Annotated in this window: 26 protein-coding genes; 12 read left to right on the top strand and 14 right to left on the bottom strand. The window is 29.4% G+C overall.

What is annotated here, in order from left to right; all coding sequences use genetic code 11:
• Positions 1-3 precede the first annotated feature (3 nt).
• On the top strand, positions 4-840 hold the full coding sequence (gene modD / locus CBLAS_RS01530; protein WP_106871029.1) for a ModD protein: 837 nt from the start codon (positions 4-6) through the stop codon (positions 838-840).
• Positions 841-861: 21 nt separating this feature from the next.
• On the opposite strand, the gene CBLAS_RS01535 is transcribed toward modD, so the two are convergent.
• The gene (locus CBLAS_RS01535; RefSeq protein ID WP_106871031.1) at positions 862-1,575 is read right to left on the bottom strand and encodes a nitrous oxide reductase accessory protein NosL; all 714 of its coding nucleotides are present in this window, start codon (positions 1,573-1,575) and stop codon (positions 862-864) included.
• A 132-nt stretch (positions 1,576-1,707) separates the two neighbouring features.
• Between CBLAS_RS01535 and CBLAS_RS01540 the strand changes: the two genes are divergently transcribed.
• Entirely contained in the window at positions 1,708-2,487 is a 780-nt protein-coding gene (locus tag CBLAS_RS01540; RefSeq protein WP_106871033.1) for a hypothetical protein, read from the top strand.
• On the opposite strand, the gene tilS is transcribed toward CBLAS_RS01540, so the two are convergent.
• From tilS to panC, 3 genes are read right to left on the bottom strand one after another with little or no spacing between them, the layout of a single operon-like run.
• The gene (tilS, locus tag CBLAS_RS01545; protein WP_172658163.1) at positions 2,484-3,461 is read right to left on the bottom strand and encodes a tRNA lysidine(34) synthetase TilS; all 978 of its coding nucleotides are present in this window, start codon (positions 3,459-3,461) and stop codon (positions 2,484-2,486) included. The genes CBLAS_RS01540 and tilS overlap by 4 nt on opposite strands.
• The gene (rimO, locus tag CBLAS_RS01550) at positions 3,442-4,743 is read right to left on the bottom strand and encodes a 30S ribosomal protein S12 methylthiotransferase RimO (protein ID WP_106871035.1); all 1,302 of its coding nucleotides are present in this window, start codon (positions 4,741-4,743) and stop codon (positions 3,442-3,444) included. The genes tilS and rimO overlap by 20 nt, the downstream gene beginning before the upstream one ends.
• 1 nt (position 4,744) lies before the next feature.
• On the bottom strand, positions 4,745-5,560 hold the full coding sequence (gene panC / locus CBLAS_RS01555; protein WP_106871037.1) for a pantoate--beta-alanine ligase: 816 nt from the start codon (positions 5,558-5,560) through the stop codon (positions 4,745-4,747).
• A gap of 130 nt (positions 5,561-5,690) precedes the next feature.
• Here panC and prfB point away from each other — a divergent pair, with 130 nt between their 5' ends.
• Genes prfB through CBLAS_RS01570 form a run of 3 tightly spaced genes read left to right on the top strand, consistent with a single transcriptional unit; the run spans position 5,691 to position 7,576 of the window.
• The gene (gene prfB / locus CBLAS_RS01560) at positions 5,691-6,788 is read left to right on the top strand and encodes a peptide chain release factor 2 (RefSeq protein WP_106871040.1); all 1,098 of its coding nucleotides are present in this window, start codon (positions 5,691-5,693) and stop codon (positions 6,786-6,788) included.
• Positions 6,789-6,809: 21 nt separating this feature from the next.
• Entirely contained in the window at positions 6,810-7,133 is a 324-nt protein-coding gene (locus tag CBLAS_RS01565; protein ID WP_106871042.1) for a type II secretion system protein, read from the top strand.
• 14 nt (positions 7,134-7,147) lie between these two features.
• Positions 7,148-7,576, top strand: coding sequence for an SEL1-like repeat protein (locus CBLAS_RS01570; protein ID WP_106871044.1), 429 nt, complete (start codon positions 7,148-7,150; stop codon positions 7,574-7,576).
• A gap of 2 nt (positions 7,577-7,578) precedes the next feature.
• Here CBLAS_RS01570 and CBLAS_RS01575 read toward each other — a convergent pair whose 3' ends face one another.
• From CBLAS_RS01575 to gatC, 8 genes are read right to left on the bottom strand one after another with little or no spacing between them, the layout of a single operon-like run.
• Entirely contained in the window at positions 7,579-8,364 is a 786-nt protein-coding gene (locus CBLAS_RS01575) for a shikimate dehydrogenase (protein ID WP_106871046.1), read from the bottom strand.
• Positions 8,365-9,207 (bottom strand): SPOR domain-containing protein, encoded by an 843-nt coding sequence (locus CBLAS_RS01580; RefSeq protein WP_106871048.1) that lies wholly within the window; start codon positions 9,205-9,207, stop codon positions 8,365-8,367. It abuts the gene before it with no gap.
• Positions 9,208-9,223: 16 nt separating this feature from the next.
• On the bottom strand, positions 9,224-10,468 hold the full coding sequence (locus tag CBLAS_RS01585) for a serine hydroxymethyltransferase (RefSeq protein ID WP_106871050.1): 1,245 nt from the start codon (positions 10,466-10,468) through the stop codon (positions 9,224-9,226).
• A gap of 2 nt (positions 10,469-10,470) precedes the next feature.
• Complete coding sequence (gene lysS / locus CBLAS_RS01590) at positions 10,471-11,973, bottom strand: lysine--tRNA ligase (RefSeq protein ID WP_172658224.1); 1,503 nt, start codon at positions 11,971-11,973, stop codon at positions 10,471-10,473.
• A gap of 18 nt (positions 11,974-11,991) precedes the next feature.
• Positions 11,992-12,459 carry a Fur family transcriptional regulator gene (locus tag CBLAS_RS01595; RefSeq protein WP_106871054.1) on the bottom strand — a complete coding sequence of 156 codons (468 nt, stop codon included), beginning with the start codon at positions 12,457-12,459 and terminating at the stop codon, positions 11,992-11,994.
• Positions 12,460-12,462: 3 nt separating this feature from the next.
• Positions 12,463-13,077 carry a CvpA family protein gene (locus CBLAS_RS01600; protein WP_106871056.1) on the bottom strand — a complete coding sequence of 205 codons (615 nt, stop codon included), beginning with the start codon at positions 13,075-13,077 and terminating at the stop codon, positions 12,463-12,465.
• Position 13,078: 1 nt separating this feature from the next.
• Positions 13,079-14,164, bottom strand: coding sequence for a type IV pilus twitching motility protein PilT (locus CBLAS_RS01605; RefSeq protein WP_106871058.1), 1,086 nt, complete (start codon positions 14,162-14,164; stop codon positions 13,079-13,081).
• Positions 14,165-14,173: 9 nt separating this feature from the next.
• Positions 14,174-14,467: an Asp-tRNA(Asn)/Glu-tRNA(Gln) amidotransferase subunit GatC gene (gatC, locus tag CBLAS_RS01610; protein ID WP_106871060.1), complete on the bottom strand. Its 294-nt coding sequence runs from the start codon at positions 14,465-14,467 to the stop codon at positions 14,174-14,176.
• Positions 14,468-14,592: 125 nt separating this feature from the next.
• Between gatC and CBLAS_RS01615 the strand changes: the two genes are divergently transcribed.
• Genes CBLAS_RS01615 through hisG form a run of 5 tightly spaced genes read left to right on the top strand, consistent with a single transcriptional unit; the run spans position 14,593 to position 17,694 of the window.
• Positions 14,593-15,171: a hypothetical protein gene (locus CBLAS_RS01615; RefSeq protein ID WP_106871062.1), complete on the top strand. Its 579-nt coding sequence runs from the start codon at positions 14,593-14,595 to the stop codon at positions 15,169-15,171.
• Complete coding sequence (locus tag CBLAS_RS01620; RefSeq protein WP_106871064.1) at positions 15,158-16,165, top strand: hypothetical protein; 1,008 nt, start codon at positions 15,158-15,160, stop codon at positions 16,163-16,165. The genes CBLAS_RS01615 and CBLAS_RS01620 overlap by 14 nt, the downstream gene beginning before the upstream one ends.
• A complete protein-coding gene (locus CBLAS_RS01625; RefSeq protein ID WP_106871066.1) occupies positions 16,162-16,488 on the top strand; it encodes a hypothetical protein in 327 nt (108 codons plus the stop codon). Before CBLAS_RS01620 ends, CBLAS_RS01625 begins: the two co-directional genes overlap by 4 nt.
• Positions 16,475-17,089, top strand: a complete 615-nt coding sequence (locus CBLAS_RS01630; protein ID WP_106871069.1) for a type III pantothenate kinase — start codon at positions 16,475-16,477, stop codon at positions 17,087-17,089. Before CBLAS_RS01625 ends, CBLAS_RS01630 begins: the two co-directional genes overlap by 14 nt.
• The gene (gene hisG / locus CBLAS_RS01635) at positions 17,086-17,694 is read left to right on the top strand and encodes an ATP phosphoribosyltransferase (protein ID WP_106871073.1); all 609 of its coding nucleotides are present in this window, start codon (positions 17,086-17,088) and stop codon (positions 17,692-17,694) included. Before CBLAS_RS01630 ends, hisG begins: the two co-directional genes overlap by 4 nt.
• Here the strand turns inward: hisG and CBLAS_RS01640 are convergent.
• Positions 17,689-18,576 (bottom strand): LysR substrate-binding domain-containing protein, encoded by an 888-nt coding sequence (locus CBLAS_RS01640; protein WP_106871077.1) that lies wholly within the window; start codon positions 18,574-18,576, stop codon positions 17,689-17,691. The genes hisG and CBLAS_RS01640 overlap by 6 nt on opposite strands.
• 126 nt (positions 18,577-18,702) lie before the next feature.
• Between CBLAS_RS01640 and CBLAS_RS01645 the strand changes: the two genes are divergently transcribed.
• Positions 18,703-19,785 carry a YeiH family protein gene (locus tag CBLAS_RS01645; RefSeq protein WP_106871081.1) on the top strand — a complete coding sequence of 361 codons (1,083 nt, stop codon included), beginning with the start codon at positions 18,703-18,705 and terminating at the stop codon, positions 19,783-19,785.
• On the opposite strand, the gene nadD is transcribed toward CBLAS_RS01645, so the two are convergent.
• A complete protein-coding gene (gene nadD / locus CBLAS_RS01650; protein WP_106871085.1) occupies positions 19,782-20,633 on the bottom strand; it encodes a nicotinate (nicotinamide) nucleotide adenylyltransferase in 852 nt (283 codons plus the stop codon). The two genes, CBLAS_RS01645 and nadD, sit on opposite strands and share 4 nt — an antisense overlap.
• 62 nt (positions 20,634-20,695) lie before the next feature.
• Here nadD and gap point away from each other — a divergent pair, with 62 nt between their 5' ends.
• Positions 20,696-21,700: a type I glyceraldehyde-3-phosphate dehydrogenase gene (gene gap, locus CBLAS_RS01655; protein WP_106871088.1), complete on the top strand. Its 1,005-nt coding sequence runs from the start codon at positions 20,696-20,698 to the stop codon at positions 21,698-21,700.

Consider the following 21,700-nt stretch of genomic DNA (forward strand, 5'->3'; position numbering starts at 1 on the left):
AAAATGATAACAAATAGTGAAATTTTAGAGTATATAAATGAAGATTTACCTTTTATGGATTTGACTACAAGTTTGCAAAGTTACGAAAAAACTAAAGCAAGATTAGAGCTTTTTACTAGAGTTGATTGCGTAGCTTCTTGCACTGAAATTTCAGCAAAAATAGCTGAAATTTTAGATTGTGAAGTAAAGTTTGTAAAATCAAGTAGAAGTTTTGCAAAAGAGGGCGATATGCTTTTAGCTTACGAAGGAGAGTATGCAAACATTCACAAAGCTTGGAAGCTTACTCAGGTTTTACTTGAATACTCTTGTGCCATTGCAACTTATACAAATAAAATGCTAAATTTGGCTAAAAGTGTAAATCAAAAATGTCAAATTTTAGGAACTAGAAAAACTTTTCCTTTTGCAAAAAAGTTTTGTGTGCAAGCTTTGCTCGATGGTGGAGGAGAAGTTCATCGGCTAAATTTAAGTGATAGCATTTTATTTTTTGATAAACATAGAATTGTCTATAAAAACAGCGATGAGTTTTTTGCAGACTTGAGAGCCATTAAACATAAAGTGCCAGAGAAAAAAGTAGTAGTTGAAGCTCTAAATTTAGATGATGCAATAAAACTTTTAGAGATTGCAGATGTGATTCAACTTGATAAAATGAGTTTGGAAGATACTAAAAAGATAGTTGAACTTAGAGATAAAAATTATAAAAATGTTAAGATAATCTCAGCTGGTGGAATTAATGTAAATAATGTAAAAGATTATGCTAGTTGTGGAATTGATGCAGTAGTTACAAGTGCAATGTATCTAAGTGGTATTGGAAATATAAAGGCAAAGATTTCAAAAATCTAACCACTTTTTGTGGTGGTTAGACTATTTTTTAGTTAGATAGTGTGCAACTTGAGATAACTCTTTTTGAGTTAAATTTGGACATACGTTGTTTTTTAAGATATATGCTTTTGCCTCTGCTGGAGTAGAGAATTTCTTATCTATCTTTATGCAGGTTGCTTTATAGATTTTTTCACCTCTTCTTGCTGCCATAGATTGTCTTCTATCTATAAGTTTTATATCATCTTCTAAGGTTTTTTGAGTAGCATTTGAAACCTCTTCATAGGTTAAAAGAGATCCTCCAAATTTTTTTTGAAATTTTTTTGCGTCTTCTTTGTTTTTAAAAGCATATGAGCTAATAGAAGACATGGTAGCTGGCATACTGGAGCTATATACATAAATAGCAGTAGTAGCATCAATAAATTTTAAAGAAGCTGTATCAACTACTTTAGGATTATCTGGAAGTATTTTTTTTAACATAGCCTCTTGATGCATACAGTGGATAGAGCAGTATTGGTGTGTTTTGCCATTAATATTTACAGCGTGATTTGTTTTATAAAACATATTTAAGCTCATTCCACAAACTGAACAGAAATTTTTAGATTCTCCATCTTGTAAAATAGTTACCTTTTCTAAAGAAACAACTCTAAAATCCATTTTTTTATCATTAGCGAACAGACCTGTTGACAAGAAAAAACTTGATGTACATCCTAGGGTTGCAAAAATTGCTGTTGATTTTAAAAAAAATCTTCTTTTCATAATACTCCTTTTTATAATAGGTTGATTTATATTATATCAAGCTCATTTTAATAGGATATAATTTTTTAGTATAGATATATATTTAAGAGTAAATTTGATAGAATATATTTAAAATAGAATAAAAGGTAGCAGATGAGGCTTTTTGGAAATAGTCCAAAAATGTTTTATAGTGTATGTGTAGATAATAATGTTTTTGAAATTTTCTTTAGGGAATTTGATAAGAAAAACACTCTAAAACAAGAATTTAACGAGAAAGATATATTAGTCAATAAAGAGCATGTAGAAAAAATTAATTTTTTTTTAAAAAGTACGGGCAGTAAAAAAAGCTTTTTATCCTTTATGCACACATCGTTAAATCAAGGCTTGGTTGATGATGCGATATATAATGACAAAGATTTTATAATGCAAGAAATTGATAAAGATGTTATATCGTATTCTTTAAAAAGTGAAATAGAAGACATTAAAAATTTATATAATGTAGAATATATTGAATATATAAACCCTTTTAAAGTGTTATATTTTTTAATGAAAAATGAAAACTTTAAAGGAACATCTCTTTTTATACTGAAATTTAGTCAAAGTGCCGCTGTAATGGTTGCAAATAGTGAAAAAGTGATTTTTTCAAAAATGATAAATTTTATTGATGAGGGTTTTGATGCATTTAAAAAAGATCCAGATAGTTTTTCCCTCGAAGATGATGATGAAATTTTTGTAAGTATTTTACAAAACTTTTTAAATAAATTTTATGAAACAAATAGTAGCTTTGTAGATGAAATTTTTGTTTATGATACCTGTAGTTCTAATAGAGAGCTAGGGTACTACATCTTTACAAAACTATTCATAAAGACAAATGTTTTTCCGCTTGATATAGTTGAGTATATTAACAAAATCAACATAAAAGAGCATTTTTAAAATTTATCTAGAAGGTGCCTATTTTCATAAATAAAGCCTCTATTATGCTTAGGCACCTTTTTGATTCTACAAATTTCTTTGAATTTTTTGTCCATTTTGTTTATTTTAAATGGAGATACGCAAACTAGTTTTTCATTATATCCTATAGCTATTTTACCACTTATAACAGAGTCTTTGCTTGCTTCTAGCCTTTGTTTTTGACTCATTGAAATTCCTAGTTTTTTTACCGCTTTATCAATTAAATTCATCGAAAAAGGAGTATTTTGTATTATAAAAAATTTCTCATCTTCATATATAAATTTGCCCTGTAAATGCTTTTTATCTTCATTTAAAAACTCAAAACTTTTTTTAACTCCTGGATGAAATTCTTGAATAAACTGATTGCTAAATTTTGATCTTATATAATTTCTTTCAAAATTAGTATCTAGGTTTGATTTATCAAAAAAGTATTTAATCTCATTTGTATCTAAAAAATTTAAAATTTCATTTTTACTTGTATCTAAAAGTGGTCTTAGAATTGTATAGTTTTGTTTTGGGTCAATTTTACTCATACCAATAAGGTTACAAACTCCAGCACCTTTACTAAATCTCATTAAAAACCATTCAAACAAATCATTTAAATTATGTGCTGTTATTAGGTATTTATAGTTAAATTCAGTGCAAATTTCATCAAAAAATTTATATCTCACATCTCTTGCTTTTTGTTCAAAATTTGATGAGTCTTCTAAAACTAGTTGGACATTTTTTACATAGATTTTTTTGTTAAATTCTTTGGCTAATTCTCTTGCACTTTCTTCTTCTGTATTGCTACTTGGTCTTGTGTTGTAGTTTACAAAAGCTAAATCAAAATCAATTTTTAAATTTACTAATATATAAAAAAGAGCAGTGCTATCAACTCCATATGAAAAAGCTAAAATGGATCTGTTTTGTCTAGCAATCTGTAAAATTTCATCATCAAGAGATAATTTCTGCAACTAATTTATCCCCTATAAAATCTGTAAATTTACAAGTATATGTTTTACCAACTTCAAGATTTTGCAAATTTGAGTCATTTATTAAAATTTCTCCATCAATGTCTTTATCCCAAATATATTTTTTAGCTCCAAAAAACATCTCACCTTCACTGCTATAGCCTTCGACTACGCAAGTTGAAGTTTTGCCAAGCTCTTTTTCAAAACTCTCTTTTGTGGTTTGGTTTGTGATTTTTTCTATCATATTTAGCCGTTTTGTAACTATTTTTTGAGGAATTTGTTCCATATTGAAACTTGCTGTATCTTCTTCTTTTGAATAGGCAAATATAGAAACTCTATCAAAGCTAAATGACTTTAAAAACTCACAAAGCTCATCAAAATCTTTTTCGCTTTCCCCTGGATGTCCTACTATAAAACCACTTCTTACAAACGAATCTTTTGCCTCTCGCATTTTTGCTAAAAGCTCTATAATTCGCTCTTTATTTGCACCCCTTTTCATAATTTTTAACATATTGTTGCTTATATGTTGAATTGGCATATCAAAGTAGTTTAAAAATACTTTTGAGTCTATTATTTTTTGAACTAATTCATCTGATGTTGTGGTAGGATAAAGATACAAAATTCTAGCAAATTTAACCCCATCTATTTTTTCAACTCTATCTATTAACTCACAAAGTCCATCTTTTTTTCCTAAATCTCTTCCATAGCTACTGCTATCTTGAGATATAAAACTAAAATCATAATAACCTTGATTTACTAAATTTGAAATTTCATCTACTATATCATCTATGCTTCTACTTCGCAATTTTCCCTTAAAAGTTGGAATCGCACAAAAACTGCATTTTTGATTACATCCTTCTGAAAGCTTTATATAGGCGTGGTAGTTTGAGCCAGTTATAACTCTTTTTTCGCTTTTTTGTAAATATGTTTGAGGGCTGAAAAGATTTTGTTTTTTTAAAATCATCTCATCAATTTTATCATAATCCCCAACACCACTAAATATATCAACCTCTGGGAGTTCTTTAATAAGTTCATCTTTATATCTTTGCATCAAGCAACCAGTTACAACCAAAACCCCATCATCTTTTTTGTATTGAGCAAGTTCTAAAATGGCATTAATGCTCTCCTCTTTTGCAGAGGCTATAAATCCACAAGTATTTACAATCATAACATCAGCATCATCTGGCTTATCTACAACTTGGTAGTTACCAAGCCTTCCAAGCATAATTTGGCTATCAACAAGATTTTTATTACAGCCTAATGATAAAAGATATAGTTTTTTCATCTTATATCCAAATGTTATCTATAAGTCTTGTAGGCCCTACATATACAGCGATTAATATAATGCTTTCTCCAAGTTTAATTTTATCAATTTTGTTAAATTCCTTATCAACAAATTCAATATAATCAATCTTTAAAGGCTCTAAAATTCCTCGCATCTCTTTTTGTATTAGATTAGAATCTAGCTCACCATTTTCTATCATATTTTTAGCTTTAGTAAGGGATCTAAAAATTTTTAAAGCCATAACCCTTTGCTCTTCATCCAAGTATGAGTTTCTAGAACTAAGCGCTAGCCCATCTTCCTCTCTTATGATCTCACAAGGAACTATGTTTATATTCATAAAAAATGACTTAATCATATTGTTTATTACCATTAGTTGCTGGGTATCTTTTTTCCCAAAATATGCATTTTTTGGCTTAACCAAATTAAAAAATTTGTTAAGAACTGTTAAGACGCCATCAAAATGCCCAGGTCTGGTAGCTCCTTCTAAAATACTTGCAAGTTCTTTTGGTGCTATAACTTTTGGTTCATAGTCAAAATACACATCTTTTGGCATAAATAAAATATCAACGCCTAAGTCTTCACAAAATTTAATATCTCCCTCTTTATTTCTTGGGTATTTATCTAGATCTTCATTTGGTAAAAATTGTGCTGGATTAACAAAAATCGACACTACTGTATACTCGTTCTCACTTTTTGACTTTTCTATAAGACTTTTATGTCCATTATGCAAATATCCCATAGTAGGGACAAAACCTATATTTTTATTTAATTTTAAAAGCTCTGCTTTTAAATCCTCTTTTGTGTAAACAACTGTCATGAATCTTCCTAATTTATTTTTTTTCATTATAACTAAAAAAAATAAATTAGCCTTTATTTGTATTTTAAAATAACTAAAATAATTAAAAGAAATAAAATGATATAATTAAAATAAAAAGTAGGAATTAAATTTGGAAAGTTATCAATATACTGAGCTTTTAAAAACGCTTACAAGCAAAGTAGAAAATATAGCTATCATTATAAAACCAGAAGAGCTAAAAAAAAGATTAGGTGAGATAGAAGAGGCGCAAAATGACCCTAAATTTTGGGAAGATACAAAAAAAGCAACTATAATTACCCAAGAAAAGACTAAAATCTCATCTATTTTAAAAAAATATAATTCATCTAAAATGGCGGTTGATGATGCTAGAGATATTTATGAATTAGCTAATGAAGAAGAGGATTTAGAAACTTTAAATTTAATACTTGAAGAGGCAGACAGTTTAGAAAAACTTGTTTTAGAGTTAGAAGTTTCTATGCTTTTAAGTGGAGAAGATGACTCAAAGAATGCAATCGTTTCAATCCATCCAGGAGCTGGTGGAACTGAGAGCAATGATTGGGCTAGCATGCTTTATAGAATGTATCTTAGGTTTTGTGAGAGAGAGGGCTATAAGGTAGAGGTTCTGGATTTCCAAGAGGGTGATGAAGCGGGACTAAAAGATGTTAGTTTTATAGTTAGTGGTGAAAATGCTTATGGGTATTTAAAGGCTGAAAATGGAATTCATAGACTTGTTAGAGTAAGCCCATTCGATAGCGCAGGTAGACGCCATACTAGCTTTTCAAGCGTTATGGTAAGTCCTGAGATTGATGATGATATAAATATTGAGCTTGATGATAAAGATTTAAGGTTTGATTATTATAGAGCAAGTGGGGCTGGTGGGCAACATGTAAATAAAACAGAGAGTGCTGTTAGAATTACACATATTCCAACAGGTATTGTAGTTCAATGTCAAAATGATAGAAGCCAACACAAAAACAAAGCAACGGCTATAAAAATGTTAAAATCAAGACTATATGAATTAGAATTATACAAGCAAAATGAGGCAAGTAATAGTGTTGATAAAAGCGATATAGGCTGGGGACATCAAATAAGATCTTATGTTTTGTTTCCATATCAAAGCGTAAAAGACAATAGATCAAATTTAAGTTATTCACAAGTTAGTAATATTTTAGACGGAGATATAAAAAATATAATTGAAGATGTATTGGTTTCACAAACAAAAAAATAAATTTTTACAAGGAGAGAAGTAGTGAATGAAGAAGGAATTTTAGTATCTTTAGGGTATGTTATGAATGACTCAACTTTAAAACAAGTTAGAGCAATACTATCAAAATGTGATTTTGATAGCAATGAGCTTGATAGAATTGTAACTTTAAACGATAGACTAAAAACATATGGTGCATATATTGCTATGTCAAATTCAAATGATTATTTTAAAATTAAAAATGAGCCTAAACAAGAATCTGAAAAAGAGGTTGTTAGAGATATGATATTTACATGGGCTGATAAGTATAAATTTGAATTAGAAAAAGTTGCAGACAGGGAAACTTACTATATAGTGGGAAGAATTTAAAAAGGATAAAAGCAATGAAAAAAAATATTATAGCTTTTGCTTTAGTTATTCCATTCACATTTTTTGGATGTGCTACTACCACAAAACAGGTACCGAAGACCCAAAAACAAGAGTATGATATAAATATGGGCGAAGTTGTTGATAATCCACTAGCTGAACAAGATAGGATAATCATAGAGAGACAATGTCAAAGCGTAGGTGCAAAATCATGTTATGATTTAGGCGTTAGTTACTATAGAAAGGGCGATTTTAAAACCGCTATAAATACTTTTGATGTAGGTTGTGCCATGTATCAATACTTGCCATCTTGCTTGCAGATGGGAAGAATGTTTGAAAAGGGTGAAGGTGTTCCTGTAAACAAAGCAGCAGCTCTAGACATATATGAAAGAGCTTGCTTTTCGGGCGATAAACCTAGTTGTCAAGATATGAGAAGATTAAAATAGTCTTATAAAGAGATAGCTTTTTTCATAGCTATCTCTATTTTTTTCTCATCCAAGTTAGAGTTATAAAAAAAATTTAGAGCTAAAACGGCTTGATAAACTAGCATATCTTTGCCATCTTTATTTGGAATTTTAAAACTATTTGCTAATCTTAAAAATGGTGTATTCTTATTATATATAACATCAAAGGCAAAACTTGAGTTTTTAAATATATCTTCTAGTAATTCTTTTGGAACAGGATACTCTTCATCTACTAGGCCTGCTGAAGTTGAGTTTATAACTAAATCATATTGTTCGATCTTAAAATCATCCCAAAGATAAAAGTTAGATTGCTTAAAATTACTTTTTCTTTTTTCGCTTCTATTTAAAATATCAGCTTTAATATTTTTAGTATATAAGGCGTAGGCTAATGCCTTTGCGGTGCCACCAGCTCCAAGTATAAGTGCAGAGTTTATCTTTCCAAATTCTTCAATAGCTTTTAAAAATCCAGGTGCATCTGTATTGTATCCATATAGAGTATTGTTTTTTTTAACTAGTGTATTTATGGAGCCTATATGGTTTGCATATCTATCAAGATGGTCACAAACCTTAAAGGCATCTTCCTTAAAAGGTATAGTTATATTTGCACCATCTAGATTTAATGTATTAAATTTTTCTTTTAATTTTATATTGTCTTCTAGTAAAATCCTACTATAAAAAGCATCTAATCCTAACTCCTTGATTGCATAATTGTGTAATCTAGGAGATATAGAGTGTTTTATAGGATTTCCAAAAACTGCAAATTTTTTCATCTATTTAACCGTATATTTAAAAGCATTTTTATTAATTGTTGCCCTAATATTAGATAGTTCTCTTTGAAGCTGGTTAGAGCTATAAGGACCTACTAAAATTTTAGTAAACTCTTTGCCAGATACTTGAACTTTATGTAATCTATAATCATATCCAGCACCAGTTAGCTTTTTAATGTAGTTTGCATCGGGCTTATATGTACTAACTGCAAGTACTTGTATATAATCACCTTTAGGCATCGAGGATTTCAACAGTAAGCCTTTTTTTATTTTTTTAGCTTCAGCTGCTTTTCTTGCCTCTTCAGCTTTTTTAGCTTCTTCAAGTTTTTTTAACTCTTCAGCCTTTTTTGCTTCTGCTATTTTTTTAGCTTCAGCTGCTTTTCTTGCCTCTTCAGCTTTTTTAGCTTCTTCAAGTTTTTTTAACTCTTCAGCCTTTTTAGCCTCAGCTGCTTTTCTTGCCTCTTCCTCTGCTTTTTTTGAAGAAACTATAACAATCTCTTGCTTGGCAACGGACGGAGTATCTTTAACTTTGTGTTCTGCGGGCTTGTTCTCAGTGTCTTTTATGGCTTTTTCATCATTTTTGATAGATGATGTATTTTTAATAGTTACCTTTTTAGCTTCTTTGTTTAAAAGATTTAAATTTTCATCTATTTTTTGCTCAGCTGGAAGCATTAGATCAACATCTGTGTTAACATCTTCACTGTTTATAAATCTCATTAGAATTAAAATAATTAAGAAAAGAACAACTAATATCGCAATAGCAGTTAGTATTTTTTTGATATTATTTATCTTGCCCCCTTTGGGGTTTAGTACAATGCTATCATCTATGTTAAATTTATCTTCCATAAGAACTCCTGTTTTATTAATACATAGCTTTATCGTAAATTATAAATTTACTAGCTAGCTCTTTTAGTTCATTTTTTACACTTATTTGTAAATCTTTATTGTTAATATCATCTAATATATCTGCAATTTTATTACCTATAATTTCAAATTCTGCCTCTTTCATTCCTCTTGATGTTAGTGCTGGACTTCCCAGCCTTATACCACTTGTTATAAAAGGACTTCTTGTTTCACCTGGAACTGTATTTTTATTACAAGTTATTCCAGAGTTTTCCAAGGCCATATCAGCATCTTTACCACTAAATTCTTTATCTAAAAAACTCATTAATACCAAATGATTATCAGTGCCATTGCTTACTAGATTGTATTTTCTAGATATTAGCACTTCAGCAAGTTTTTTCGCATTTGCTTTTACCTGTTTTGCATATACTTTCCATTCATCACTAAGGTTGTGTTTAAAACCAACAGCTTTTGCAGCAATTACATGCATTAAAGGTCCTCCTTGGATTCCAGGAAAAATCGATGAATTTACTTTTTTGGCAATTACTTCATCATTTGTCATAATAATACCGCCTCTTGGACCTCTTAGTGTTTTGTGAGTTGTAGAACTTACTATATCACAATGAGGAAATGGGCTTTTGTGTTCACCCGCAACAACAAGGCCTGCGATATGTGCTACATCTGCAAACAGATATGCTCCAACGCTATCAGCTATTTCTCTAAATTTAGCAAAATCAATCTCTCTTGCATACGCACTTGCACCGCAAACTATTAGTTTTGGTTTAACTATATTTGCTATATCAGCTACTTTGTCATAGTTAATTCTTCCATCAAGCTCAACTCCATAAAAGAAGCTCTCATACATTTTTCCAGAACTACTAACTTTTGCACCATGTGTTAAATGTCCACCATGGCTTAAATCCATTCCTAAAATTTTATCACCCGGATTTAAAAGTGCTCCATAAACTCCTTGATTTGCTTGTGATCCTGAGTTTGGTTGAACATTGGCAAAATTACAATTAAAAAGTTTTTTACACCTTTCAATTGCTAATGTTTCTATCTCATCTACAAATTCACAACCGCCATAGTATCTTTTACCAGGATATCCTTCAGCATATTTGTTTGTAAGAATTGAGCCCATAACTTCTAGCACTTCTGGATATGTAAAGTTTTCACTTGCTATCATTTCTAGGTAATTTGTTTGTCTTTTTAATTCGCTATTTGTTAAATCATAAATTTCTCTATCAAAATTTTCTAATGACATCACTACTCCTCATTATTTTTTATTTTTATTGGTTTCATTGCAGGGAACAATATAACATCTCTTATTGATTTTTTATTTGTTAAAAGCATAACAAGTCTATCAATGCCAATGCCTTCTCCAGCTGTTGGAGGCATAGCATAACCTAGTGCTTTTATGTAGTCTTCATCCATCTCATGTGCTTCATCATTTCCAGCATTTTTAGAATTAATTTGCGCTTTAAATCTCTCATATTGATCAAGAGGATCATTTAGTTCATTAAAGCCATTTGCTAGCTCTTTTCCGCCTATGAAAAGTTCAAATCTTTCAGCTATTTTTTCATCTTTTTCGCTTCTTCTTGAAAGAGGGCTTATGGAGATTGGATAATCAACTATAAAAGTTGGATTTATAAGCTTTTCTTCAACATAATTATCAAAAAGTTCAGCTTGCAAATGTCCTAGATCAAGTTTTTCATTTGCTTCAAACCCATCATTTTTTAATTTTTCTAAAATTTTAGATTTATTATTAATGATATTTTTATCTATTCCTCCAATATTAACGATGGAATCTAGATAGCTTATCCTATCAAATTTTTTACTAAAATCAATTTTTTTATCATCATAGTTAATTATATTTGGTAGGTTTAATCTCTTTAATAAAGTTGCAAATAGCTCTTCTGTTAGATCCATTAAATCATTATAATCATGATATGCCCAGTAAAATTCAATTGATGTAAACTCAGGATTATGAGTTAAATCCATACCTTCATTTCTAAAGTTTCTATTTATCTCAAAAACAGCTTCCATTCCACCAACAACAAGTCTTTTTAAATATAGCTCTGGTGCAATTCTAAGGAATCTATTAATGCCTAGTGCATTGTGATGAGTTATAAATGGTTTTGCGTTAGCGCCACCTGCAATTTCATGCATCATAGGAGTTTCAACCTCTAAAAAACTTCTATCTTCAAAAAATCTTCTAATCGTGCTAACTATAAGTGATCTTTTTATAAAATCCTCTCTAACTTCGGGATTCATTATCATATCAAGATATCTTTGTCTATATCTTAGTTCCATATCAACAAGACCGTGAAATTTTTCTGGTAGTAAAGATATGGCTTTAGAGGCTAAAACTATATTTGAGACATGAATTGAAAACTCACCAGTTTTTGTTACGAATGGAAAACCACTAACTAGTACTACATCTCCAACTTCAAGATTTTTTCTAAATATCTTATAAATCTCTTCGCCTATAGAGTCACGCGAGTAGTAAATTTGGATATTGCCACTTCCATCTTCTATGTTGGCAAAGGTTGATTTTCCAGCAACTCTTTTTAGTTTTAGTCTACCTGCTAAAGTTGCTATTTTGCTAGTATCTTTTCTCTCTTCTAGATCTTTTACATACTTGAATCTATCTCTAAATTCACCTATACTCATCTCTTTTTTTAAAAAATGAGGATATGGATTAATACCTACTTCTCTTAATTCATTTGCTTTTTCTATTCTTTGCTGTTCTAATTGATTTTCAAATATCACTAATTTTCACCTTCATTAAATTTTATCTGTATTACAATCTTTACAAAGCCCATAAAGTTGCATTAAATGACCTGTAAGCACAAAGCCATTTTCTTTTGCAATGCTTAATTGCTTTTTTTCTATTGAATTATCTGTAAACTCAACAATCTTACCACAACTTTTACAAATTAAATGGTCATGGTGTGGTTTGTTTGCAAGCTCAAATTTTTTACCTTGCGAGCCAAAAGAAATTGATGTTGCTAGTTCTGATTCTTCAAGTAGATTTAGAGTTCTATAGACTGTTGCTATACCCACATTTAATTCAGGATATTTATCCTTCATTTTTAAATAAAGTTGTTCTGGAGTATAATGGCAAGTGCCATGGTATAGAGTCTCTAAAATAACTTCTCTTTGTTTTGTGTATTTAAGTTTGTTTTCTCTTAATACTCTTTTAAATTCATATAAAAGAGCATCAAATTCTAAATTTTCAATAGTTTGATTCATTATTTATTCCTTGTTTACTTTAGATGTATTTGGTTCATCGTAATCGCTTGTTTCATAGACTATATTTGCTTCATTATTTTCTGGTTTTGTGGATATTTCTATTTTAATATCCTCTTTTTTTAAATTAAGTAAGTAATCTCCAGCCTTAACAAGGTTAGGGTATGCTATGCTTTTTTCAAAAAAAGGTTTTACTTGAGAGTTTAAAAATATCGATGAATGTATGAAAGATGCAAGTAGAGCAAATACTAAAAATATCTTTGTACCACCAAATACAAATCCACCTAGTCTATCTATAAACCCAAGTCCGCTAACTTCAAATAATTTTGATATTATTTCTCCAAGAATTAATGAGGCGATCCATATTCCAAAAATTGTAGCTATAAAACCTACAATTACCTCCATGCCATTTCCGCTCATAATGTTTATTTGATTTAAGTCATATATGTTTCTGCTAATCCAAGCTCCAACTTCGGCCTTGCATTTCATTGCGACTATAAATCCACCAATTATTCCAATTATCCCAAAAATTTCCCTAACAATACCGCTTTTTAGTCCTTTTAGCGCAAAAATTAGTATTAAAACTATAATGATTATATCTATCCAATTAGCTCCAGACATTTTATTTTTCTCCTAATATATTTTTAAGCTCTTGTATGTTTGTAGAGTATCGTAAAGCAGTTTCTTTGGATATCAAATTTGCATTTAAGGCTTTAACCATAGCTTGCGTTTGAGTCATCATTCCAGTTGCTGCTTGGTTTAATTGCATTTGAGAGTAAATTTGATGGTTTTTATCCTCTCTTATAAGGTTTGCTATAGCATTGTTATTTATAAGTATTTCGTGTATAGCAATTCTTCCGCTACGAACCCTTGGAAGCAAAGATTGTGATATTATTGCATGTAATGATACTGAGAGCATATTTCTAATTTGGGCTTGTTCCCCAGCATCAAAGCTATCAATCATACGGCTAATTGTTTGCATAGCTGAGTTTGTATGAAGTGTTCCAAAAACAAGGTGACCTGTTTCAGCTGCTGTAATTGCAATAGAAATTGTCTCTTTATCCCTCATTTCTCCAATTAGTATAATATCGGGGTCCTCTCTAAGTGAATACTTAAGTGCTCTTGCATATGATTTTGTATCGGTACCAATATTTCTATGTGAAAAAAGAGCTTTTTTGTTTTGGTGAACAAACTCAACTGGATCCTCAACTGTTATAATGTGTTTTCTTTCATTTTCATTAATTTCATTTAGCATGGCAGCTAGAGTTGTTGATTTACCACTACCAGTAGGACCTGTAACTAAAATTAATCCTTTCTCTTTTTTTACAAGTTCTTTAAAAATTTTAGGAGCTTTTAGGTCGTCTAAAGATGGAACATTTATAGGAACAACCCTAAATGCTGCGGCTAAATCACCATTCATTGTATAGTAATAGTTGCCTCTAAATCTACCTACGTTAGGAACTTCCATAGCAAAGTCAAGTTCAAGATTTTCTTCTAAATCCTTTTTTTGTGAATCGGTAATAATTGTATAACAAAGAGACTCTATGTCTTTTCCGGTAAGGGATTTCATAGCAAGCGGTCTAAGTTTTCCATCTATTCTAACTTGAGGCGCACTTCTAGAGACTAGATGTAAGTCACTAGCATCATTTTGAACAACTGCTTTTAAAAGAGATTGTATACTTACATTTTTAAAATTATTTTCTTCCATGATTAGTCCTTACTCTATGATTTTTGGAACAACAAAAGAGTGATTTTCTTTATAGGGTGTATTTTTCAAAATTATTTCCACTACCTCTTTATTTTGGCTAGGAATATCTTCTCTAAGAGGCGTAACTCCATTTTTTGTGCTATTTAAAGTTATATTATTTTTTTCAAAATCAAGATCATTTAATATTTCTACAAAGCTAACTATTTCACTAAGCTGTTTTTTTATAGTATCTTTTTTGTTGTCATTAATTTTTAAAGCACTAAGTTTTTCGAGGCTATTTAGTAGTTTGTCATCAATCAACATATGCAGTTCCTTTTTAGATTTTAATAAATATTAGTGCATTATAACACAAAAAATCTTAGTATTAGGAGTTATTTAAAATATTTTATGTTACAATTCATATAAAATTTATTTTTGAAGGATATTTTTTGGCTTTAAAAGATGACATAAAAAATATAAAAAATAGTGCAAGCTCAGAGGAGCAGTTTTTAGAAAGTATAATAAAAAGTGAAATTTTTATAAAAAAATATAAAAAACCACTTATTGTTATTGTTTTTGCTGTAATTGTTTTTATTATATTAAATACAATTTTAGGATATGTTAAGGAGAGTAAATTTAATAGTGCAAATGAAGCTTATAGTGAGTTAATTCTTAATCCAAAAAATGAAAATGCCAAAGATATTTTGCGTTCGAAAAATGAAAATCTTTTTTCTTTGTATGAATTTAGGCAAGCTCTTGATAATAAAGATATGAATAAAATAAACGAACTATCTAACAATGGTAAAATAGATCCTATTTTAAAAGACATTATAAGTTTTACCGCAAATAAAGATAGCGGAGAGATAATGGAGTCTTACAAAACCTTGCTAGATGGATATGAACTATTAAAAGCGGGCAAGATAAAAGAGGCAAATAGCGAGTTTATAAAAATACCGCCAGATTCAGAACTTGCAAGTATAGTAAAAAATTTAAGACATTATAATGGGATAAAAAATGAAAAAAATTAATTTAATTGGAATTGTTATATTTTCTATTATTTTAGCAGGATGCTCTAAAAGAGAGTATTTTTCACCAAAAAAAGAGGATATAAAATCAAAAGTAGCTTATGAAGAAAAACTACCGCAAAGCATAGAATACATAACATTGAATGGCATTACGCTAAAAGATGGTACGGTTTTAACAAATGATGGTTTTTTAAATGGTATAAAACTTGAAAAAAATGAAAAATTTTTAGGTAGATATGGTGATAAAATAGTATATTCTAATTTAAATGGCGAGCTTAAGATAATTGATACAAATGGTAATTTAGTTTTTGAGAAAAAATTTCCTTTTCAAATTGTTTCAGCTAGCATAAGCGGGAATGATTTGGCTCTTGTTTGTGCAGACAATTCTTTTTATAGAATTTCATTAAGCTCAAAAAATATTATACTTTATGAAAAACTCGAAGATGTTTACGCTATAGATTCTAGAATTGCAGCACCTCTATTTATAGAAGATATTATAATATATCCATCATTAAATGGAAGGCTAATGATAGTACACAAGGATGCAAATAGAGTTATACAAGACTCTTTTATAAGTACCGAGCCATTTTTTAACAATATAATCTATCTTGATTCTATAAATCATAAGATATTTGTCGCTACAAATACAAATTTAGTTCTTATAACAACATCTGGAAACAAAAGAATTTTAGAAGATATAAAAATTATCTTTAGGTACCAAGATAGAATTTACCTATTTAGAAAAGATGGTGTTATAAAGGTATTTGACCTTGATTTAAACGAAATAGCTAATAACAAATTTAAATTTGCAATCTATACAAATGCTGCTATAAGTGGCAATAGTTTATATATTTTTGAAAAAATGGGCTATGTTATAAAAACAGATTTAAATTTGCAAAATCCAGAAATTTTTAAATTAAGTGATGAAATATCAAAAAAGAGTTTTGTAACAAAAGATAGATTTTACTACGATAACAAATCTTTAGAACTTAAATGAGTATAACAGAGCTTTTAGTAAAAAATAAGATAATTTTTAAAAAAAGCCAAACAATAGAGCTTAAAAGATATACTAAATCTAGAAGTTTAAGTTCTATTGTTGGAGTTGATTTAAACTCTAGAAATACAATTGTTTTTTCAAGAGAGGCAAAGACAAAATTTCTTAAAAAAGATGCAGAAAGCTTAGATGGATTGGCTAATGTAGTTTTAAATGATATTAAAGTAATTTGCAGAAGAAAAATCTTTTTTTCTACTTCTGAAATATGTTCAAAAAGTTATGATTTTTTAAAAGAAAATGGATGGGTTATATATGCTTCTATGTGATATAGGAAATTTCAGTGCTAAGTTTTATGATAATGGTAAAGCTTATAGTATGGATTTTGAAAAGCTTAATAATCTTGCTTTTGATAAGAAAGTTTATTTTATCAATGTAAATAAAAATTTTTATCCTAATAGTAGAAAATTTATCAATATAGAGAGCTATTTTAATTTTGATACCAACTATATAGGATTAGGAGTAGATAGAATAGCAGGATGTTACACAATTAAAGATGGTGTGGTAGTTGATGCTGGAAGTGCAATAACTATTGACATAATGAAAGATGGCATGCATTTAGGTGGCTATATAGTGCCAGGCATAAGTAAGCTTTTAAAAAATTATGAAGATATTTCACCTATTTTAAAAACCTATTTTAACTCACAAATAAATTTAGATAAAATGCCACAAAAAACTTCAGACGCAATCAATTATGGGATAATTTCACCAATTATACTATCTATACAAAATATTTCAAAAGATAAAAATTTATATTTTACTGGAGGAGATGGCAGTTTTTTTGCAAAATTTTTTACAAATAGTATATATGATAAAAATTTAATTTTTAGAGGAATGCTTAAAGCTATTAAAGAAAAGGAATTATTATGATAACAATTGCTCTTCCAAAGGGTAGGATAGCAGATGATACTCTTGAGATTTTTGGCAAGATATTTCAAACAGATTTTGAGTTTGAAAATAGAAAATTAGTTATGGAAAAGAATGGGTTTAAATTTTTAGCTGTAAGAAATCAAGATATTCCAACATATGTTAAAAATGGTGCTGCTGATTTAGGCGTGGTTGGACTTGATGTTCTTGAAGAAAACAGACCAGATGTCTTAAGGCTTTTGGATTTACAAATAGGAAGATGCAAAGTATGTGTTGGGGTTAGGAATGAGGATAGCCTTAATTGCACAAATCCAGATCTAAAAATAGCAACTAAAATGCCAAATATAACAAGAGATTATTTCTCTTCAAAGGCTATAGCTGTAAGCGTTATAAAGTTGTATGGTTCGATAGAATTAGCTCCTCTAATAGGGCTAAGCGATGCTATAGTAGATGTAGTTGAAACTGGAGCTACAATGAAGCAAAATGGATTAAAAGTGGCTGAAACAATCATGGAAAGTTCAGCCTATTTAATATCAAATAAAAATAGCTTTATCATTAAAAGAGAAGAAATATTAAGTTTATATAATAAAATTTATAAAGTCTTATAGTGTAAGTTCGTCATACCTTGTTTTTATTTTATTTAATAAACTTTCTGTTATATCCATAAACCGGCTATTTTTATCTTTATCTTTAGCATGTGCAAGATATAAATTTCTAGTAAAACTCACATCTTTAAGTTTAACTTCATAAAGGCCATTTCCAAGCTCACATTTTAGTGCAAATTTTGGTAAACATGTAAAAAGATCGTTATTTCTGACACTTCTTTTTATAGCCTCAGTAGAACTAAGTTCTAAAACAATATTAAGATGTGTGTTTTTCGGTAAATTTTTAAATAGTATATTTCTTGTTCCAGAGCCTTTTTCTCTAATTATCCAATCTTTTTTAGCAATTTCTTCTACGTTAAAAGTTTTTCCTTCAAGCTCTTTGTTTCCTGTTACTATGATTAGTTCATCTTTGCAAATTTTTGTAAAAGTTACATCTTTGTCTATGATATCATCTTCTACAAGACCTATATCACAAACATTATTTTTAATACATTGAATAATCTCCTCTGTATTTTGAATCTTAACATTTAAATTTGTATCAGGGCTATTTTTAATTAAGTCACTAAGAAGCCAAGGAAGCAAGTAGTTGCCTATATTTTGACTTGAAGCTATAAAAATATCATACATGCTGGCATTTCTCATATTCCTTTGTATCTCTAAAACTCTATTGTAAATAGGGGTAATCGAGTTTAAAAATGCTTTTCCTCTTTCGTTTATAATGATACTTTTACCTTTTCTATCAAATAAATTCCCACCTAGGGATTTTTCAAGATTTTTTATGGCGATAGACATTGCTGATTGAGATATTCCAAAATGTTCAGAGCATTCACTGATTTGCTTTAGCTCACAAACCTTTAGAAAATATTCTATTTGTTTTAATGTCATCTTGTTTCCTTAATAAATTTTTATTATATTTATAATTATATCAAAATTTTTTTATACTTTTTTATTAAACTTTTTGATATAATACGGATTTTTAATATAAAAAAGCATATAAGAGAAGAGATATTTATGAAAAAATTAAAATCAAAAGTTAGAAAAAAATTATTTAAGAAAAAGCCCATATCTACCAAAATTAGGCTTCAGGCGTGGACAATTTTAATATTAATGGCGTTATTTTCCATTTTTTTATCATATGTAAAGCCATTTTTAGCTTTACATATTTCTCCATTAATTATTGCTGTAGTTTTAGGATCTTTTTTTGGGAATATTGCACATAAACAGACAAAGATTATTGAAAAAACAAAAATATCTAAATTTGCAACTAAAGAAATTCTTAGATTAGGGATAGTACTTTATGGTTTTAAAATAACTTTAAATGATATAGCACATGTTGGCATTACAGGATTAATTTTTGCTTGTTTTATGGTTTTTTCAACATTTTTTATAGGACAATTTATAGGACAACTCATAGGGCTTGATAAAAAAAGCTCGATTTTAATTAGCTCTGGAAGTTCAATTTGTGGTGCAGCTGCGGTTTTGGCTACAGAAAGCATAGTTAAAGGGGGCGGTGAAAAAACGGCTATTGCAGTTTGCACCGTTGTAATTTTTGGAACCTTTGGAATGTTTGCATATCCGATGATTTACAAATGGGGTATTTTAGACTTTAGTGGAGTTGAGATGGGGTTTTTAATAGGCGGAACACTTCATGAGGTAGCACATGTGGTTGCTGCTGGTTCTGGTGTTGGAGGCGATGCAGCAGATACATCTGTAATTATAAAGATGATTAGAGTTTTAATGTTAGTTCCATTTTTATTAATGCTTACAATTTTTAGCGGCTCTTTGGTTGCAGATGGTAAACATCATAGTAAAAAGATAAAAAACAGCATTCCATATTTTGCTATATGGTTTTTAGTTGTTGTGGTTTTTGGCTCATTTTTACCAGAATACATTAGAAAAAGCATTTTACCAATTATGAATTTCATAGATATGCTTTTATTAAGTGTGGCAATGTTGGCACTTGGTTTGGGAATTAGGAAAAAAGTTTTAATGAATGCAGGTAAAAAGCCATTTATACTAGCATTAGTGCTTGCTATATGGCTTTTTGTTGGTGGGTATTTAGCAGTGTCTTTTTTACTAAAATTTTTAAATTAATATATTTTTTTAAGTTTTGATAGAAAATCTTCTATATTATATCTATCTCTATAGCTTTGGCTCATTAGATGAATTATTATATCTCCTAAATCTATAACAGTCCAGTCATCGCTATTTTCTATACTTAAAAACTCCTCGCCTTTTAAGGATTTTTTTAAATCATCTACCAATGAAAGTGCATGCCTTCCTGTAAGTGTTGTAGCAATAACCACAAATTTTGCTATATATTCACCACCGCTCATATCTATAACTTCAACATTTTCAGATTTTTTATCTTCTAAAATTTTAGCTATATTTTCAACTCTATTGTTCATTTTTTTCCTTTTGTAAAATTGTATTACATCATTTTTTATTAAATTTGGAATCCCTGTAAAATTTCCATTTCTAATTTTTGTAGATGAGATATTAACATTTAAATTTATTTTTTGCAAATTTAATGGAACTTTTATGGCATCTCTTGTTGCTACAACAAATTTTACAAGTTTTTTTAACTCATCAAACCTATGCCATTTTTCTAAATTTTCCAAATTATCAGCACCTATTATTAAAAACAAATTTGAAATTTCATATGTCTTATGAATTTGTAAAACTGTTTCTATTGTAGCAACTGCTCTATTTTGTCTAATTTCATAATCAAAAATTTCAACTTTTTCTAAATTTGCCCAAAGAGTTTTAATCCATTCTAGCCTCAAATTTGGTGGAGCAAAAAAGCTATTTTTAAAAGGATTTATAAAAGTTGGAACTATAAAAAGTCTATCAATATCCAATGTATTTAAAACCTTTTTTATAATTTCATTGTGTCCATTGTGTGGTGGGTCAAAACTGCCACCAAATATCGCTATATTCATTTTAATCTTTTTTAACCTTAATTTTAGTAGAATTAGTAAATTATACCCAAAAGGAGATTAATATGGCACTAAAAGTTGCTATTAATGGTTTTGGACGCATTGGAAGATGTGTGGCAAGAATTATTTCAAACAGAGACGACATAGAGATTGTTGCTATAAATGATACAGCAAAAAGAGATATAACTAGATATTTGTTGCAATACGACACAGTCCATGGTGAGTTTAATAAAAAAGTTGAAGTTATTGATGAAAATAATATAAGCATAGATGGCAAACAAATTCCAGTTTTTTCTACAAGAGATCCAAAAGAGCTGAAATTTAAAGAGTGTGGAGCACAAGCGGTTATAGAATGCACCGGAGCATTTTTAACACAAGAAGCATGCAAGCCATATATTGATATGGGTATTGATTTGGTTGTAATGAGTGCACCTGCAAAAGATGATACTCCTACTTTTGTAGTTGGGGTAAATCACACTGAGTATAAGGGTCAAAACATTATTTCAAACGCAAGTTGCACTACAAACTGTCTTGCTCCAGTAGCTAAAGTTTTAAATGATAAATTTGGCATAGAAAAAGGACTTGTTACGACAGTTCATGCATACACTGCATCACAAAATTTACTAGATGTAAAGGCAAAAGACTTTAGGAAAAGCAGAGCTGCTGCTCAAAATATAATTCCAACAACAACAGGTGCAGCAAAGGCGATTAGCTTAGTAATTCCTAGTTTAAAAGGAAAGATGAATGGATTAGCGCTTAGAGTTCCTGTGCCAAATGTCTCAATGGTGGATTTAACAGCTACTTTCAAAAAAGATGTTAGTCTTGAAGAGATTAACCTTGCTTTTAAAGAGTATGAAGATGGGGCTATGAAGGGAATTTTGCTACTAGACTATGATAAAAGGGTTTCTAGTGATTTTATAGGAAGTTCTTACTCAAGCATAGTTGCACAAGATATGACTCAGATTATTGAGAAAAATATGGTTAAAGTGTTATCGTGGTATGACAATGAATGGGGCTATAGCTCAAGACTTGTTGATTTAACCGTTTATGCACTTAATAATAGGGGTTAG

It is taken from the genome of Campylobacter blaseri (genome assembly GCF_013201895.1).
In the GTDB taxonomy this organism is placed as follows: domain Bacteria; phylum Campylobacterota; class Campylobacteria; order Campylobacterales; family Campylobacteraceae; genus Campylobacter_B; species Campylobacter_B blaseri.